Source organism: Xenorhabdus griffiniae, from assembly GCF_015163655.1.
Lineage (GTDB): Bacteria > Pseudomonadota > Gammaproteobacteria > Enterobacterales > Enterobacteriaceae > Xenorhabdus > Xenorhabdus griffiniae.
Map to the genome: position 1 here is coordinate 1 of NZ_JADEUF010000205.1, position 2,845 is coordinate 2,845.

Below are 2,845 nucleotides of genomic sequence, written 5' to 3' on the forward strand. Positions count from 1 at the left end.
GGCATAGCAGTGACCCTATTGACTTGGTGGAACAATCAGTAGATCACACAACGCTATGCTTGTCTATTTTCTGGGGATTCCTCAGCGCGTAGCGGGGAGATATAAACAATCACACTGATTTGTAAGCTGCAACTTGAAGTTAGATTGGTATAGAGCCTAATCCATAAGCTCTATACTTAAGTTTATACCTTTAATTTATCGCGCACAGCCATTAATGCAAATCCGAGTAAGTTGAGGCCATCCCATATCAAAGGATTATTAATGTTAGGAGTGTTTTCTGATAACCCGATCCCCCAAATACGGTCAACGGGACTAGCCTCAACTAATATTTGATCCCCAGTATTCAATAAAAACGCTGCCAAAGGCTTGTTTTGAGAAAACTTCGCTAAATTTCCTTCAATCACTATATTTAACCGATTTTCATCCCAAATCGACTGATTAAATCCACGTATTTCACGCCCATAGGCTTTTGCCGCACCTGGATTTTTAGCATTAATAATTTTTTTCAGCGCTTCATGATCATTAAACAAACGGGCTTTACCTGCCATCATATAATGTTCCGCACTGACATATTTGATACCATCAATAGTAAATGGAGCCGGATACCACTGACTTAAACAAGATTTAGTTATGTACTTGGAATGATTGGTTTTATGCCCCCAGAAAAAAAGATATTTCAGTTTTTTTCCTGTCTGGTGCAAATCACATAAGGTTTTAATATCCATATTAACTCTCTAAACATGCTAATTTATCTTTAATGCATAAACATTCCCTATCATACAAATTATTTTATGTTTGTCGATGCATATCACATTAATTTAATTGACATTGCATAAAAACAACCAAAATAAATGATAAATCACTTATGTAAAACAAAAAAAATAAGAATAACGACCTGTTTTTTGAATAAACCTTCATATTATTCTGAAATTATTTAATATTCAATTTACGGCCAATGGCAAATACAGAAACCAATCCCACCAAATCTACAGTGATTAAAGTACCCGCAAATAATATTTCACCTCTAAAAGCAAAAACAGTCGCAATGATTAAAATAAATACGGTAATGAAAAAGCCCATCCATTGCCCTCGCCTATCCCTGTTTATCACTCCATTCAACGCTTTATTCTGCTTTTCATGTTGAAAAACCTGCTCCTTTTCCCTAAGAGTGACTACTCTTTCAGCATAACCCGGCAAAATTGTTTCATAACTCTTCAATACTTCAGGGGATGGAAATGAGTCAAAACAATGAGATATCTCTTTATTTTCGAGTAAATCTCCATCTGACGAATCAGTATCTAAAGCACTGCGGTAATCATTTACGGGCATAATGTCAAGAATGCTCCCTATCGCTCTGAAGTAATGACCAATGTTAACGTTCACGTTTTCTCCCCCAGCAATATACACAAAAAACGCTTTAATAAAATCAGTGAGATAATTAAGTTCAACCTATAAAAAAGATGAATTAATCGCACTTCTGCTACCTTTGTTATTCACAATACACCTTGCTTTTGGCTAGGGAACGGGCGGCATTCTTCAGCTTTGTAGGTTCCATCTTCTTGACGGATTAAAAATATTTTCCGGCCTGAACGCAATGCCTTACTGATCGCTGTTTGATGAACACCGACCAAACGAGCCGCTTTAACTTGGCCATACAACTTTACATACTCTGATAATGGTATTTTTTCCATACGGTTCCTCCTTCTCTCAAAATAATATCTAAAGTATTAAATATTTCAATACTTTTAGTATTTATCATTTTAATAGCGTTGGTATTAAAATGATCCCATGAAAAAGAAACTTACAGCAGAACAACTTGCAGATGCAGCACGCTTAAAAGCGCTATTTGAGTCTAAGAAAAAACGGCTTGGCATCTCTCAGGAAACGCTTGCAGAAGAAATTGGCAAGACACAAAGTGCAATTTCACACTATCTCAACGGGATAAACGCCCTTAACCTGGAGATGGCGGCCTACTTCGCCCAAAAACTGGAAGTCAAAATTGCAGATTTCAGTCCATCACTGGATAAGCAAGCAAGAAAACTTGTCTCTGTCTTGTATGGTGATGACGCTGCATTTGCCAGTCATATGCTCCTGCATAAACAATATCCACTACTCGACTGGGTAAATGCAGGTAATTGGTGCGAAGATCTCGCTCAAAAATACCAGACAAACCGCACTGCGCGGGTATATGGAACCTGTGCTGAATGTTCACAACGTGCTTTTTGGCTGGAAGTAAAAGGTGATTCAATGGTATCGCCGAATGGACTAAGCATCCCGCAAGGCATGATCATTTTAGTTGATCCAGATGCTAAACCGACTCCCAACAATTTAGTTGTAGCAAAACTCGATGGAGAAAAGGAACTAACTTTCAAGCAGCTGATTACTGAAGGATATGATACGTTTTTAAAGCCATTAAATCCTCAATACAATATGATTCCCCTTAGCAATCAAGTACATATTATTGGAGTGGTTGTGGAAGCGAGGATTGGGAAATTGCCTTGAAAATAATGAACTAGACTTACCCGTTATCAAATGACACGACCAGTTATAAAAACAGCATTGGCCATAATGAACAGGGTATTATTTTTTAATTTATGTGGTATTGGCTGGATGCTCGCGATTATTGCCCTAGCCGGGTTACGAGAAAAAATGAAATATTCCAATATACCCAAAGGATTAAAGGGATTAGGCATTACTTTTATCACTGTCGGCCTTATGTCACTTGGATTTATGTCCAGGGCGGGATTCCACTTTGTATTTAATTTAATCAAAGATAAGCTGACTACGGAATTCTGCTGACCACGTTGCTCTTCGACGTTTAGCCACTTGACTATCTTTTATACTG

General features: G+C 37.6%; 4 protein-coding genes and 1 pseudogene. 2 read left to right on the forward strand and 3 right to left on the reverse strand.

The genetic code is table 11. The features are described 5' to 3' along the window. Positions 1–182: 182 nt before the first annotated feature. From IQ211_RS18695 to IQ211_RS18705, 3 genes are all read right to left on the reverse strand, one after another. Positions 183–725, reverse strand: coding sequence for an NADAR family protein (locus tag IQ211_RS18695; protein WP_189761308.1), 543 nt, complete (start codon positions 723–725; stop codon positions 183–185). A gap of 205 nt (positions 726–930) precedes the next feature. Next, positions 931–1,383, reverse strand: a complete 453-nt coding sequence (locus IQ211_RS18700; RefSeq protein ID WP_189761307.1) for a DUF2335 domain-containing protein — start codon at positions 1,381–1,383, stop codon at positions 931–933. 110 nt (positions 1,384–1,493) lie between these two features. Next, on the reverse strand, positions 1,494–1,691 hold the full coding sequence (locus tag IQ211_RS18705) for a Cro/CI family transcriptional regulator (protein WP_189761306.1): 198 nt from the start codon (positions 1,689–1,691) through the stop codon (positions 1,494–1,496). Positions 1,692–1,788: 97 nt separating this feature from the next. On the opposite strand from IQ211_RS18705, the gene IQ211_RS18710 reads away from it, so the two are divergent. Then, positions 1,789–2,502 (forward strand): LexA family protein, encoded by a 714-nt coding sequence (locus IQ211_RS18710; protein WP_189761305.1) that lies wholly within the window; start codon positions 1,789–1,791, stop codon positions 2,500–2,502. Between the two features lie 96 nt (positions 2,503–2,598). Beyond that, positions 2,599–2,799: pseudogene (locus tag IQ211_RS18715) on the forward strand (Rnf-Nqr domain containing protein); the annotation flags it as partial. Between the last annotated feature and the right edge of the window lie 46 nt (positions 2,800–2,845).

Bases quoted from the DNA above. Each gene is read 5' to 3' on its own strand.
- IQ211_RS18695 (WP_189761308.1), bottom strand. From the start codon at position 725: ATGGATATTAAAACCTTATGTGATTTGCACCAGACAGGAAAAAAACTG.
- IQ211_RS18705 (WP_189761306.1), bottom strand. From the start codon at position 1,691: ATGGAAAAAATACCATTATCAGAGTATGTAAAGTTGTATGGCCAAGTT.
- IQ211_RS18710 (WP_189761305.1), top strand. From the start codon at position 1,789: ATGAAAAAGAAACTTACAGCAGAACAACTTGCAGATGCAGCACGCTTA.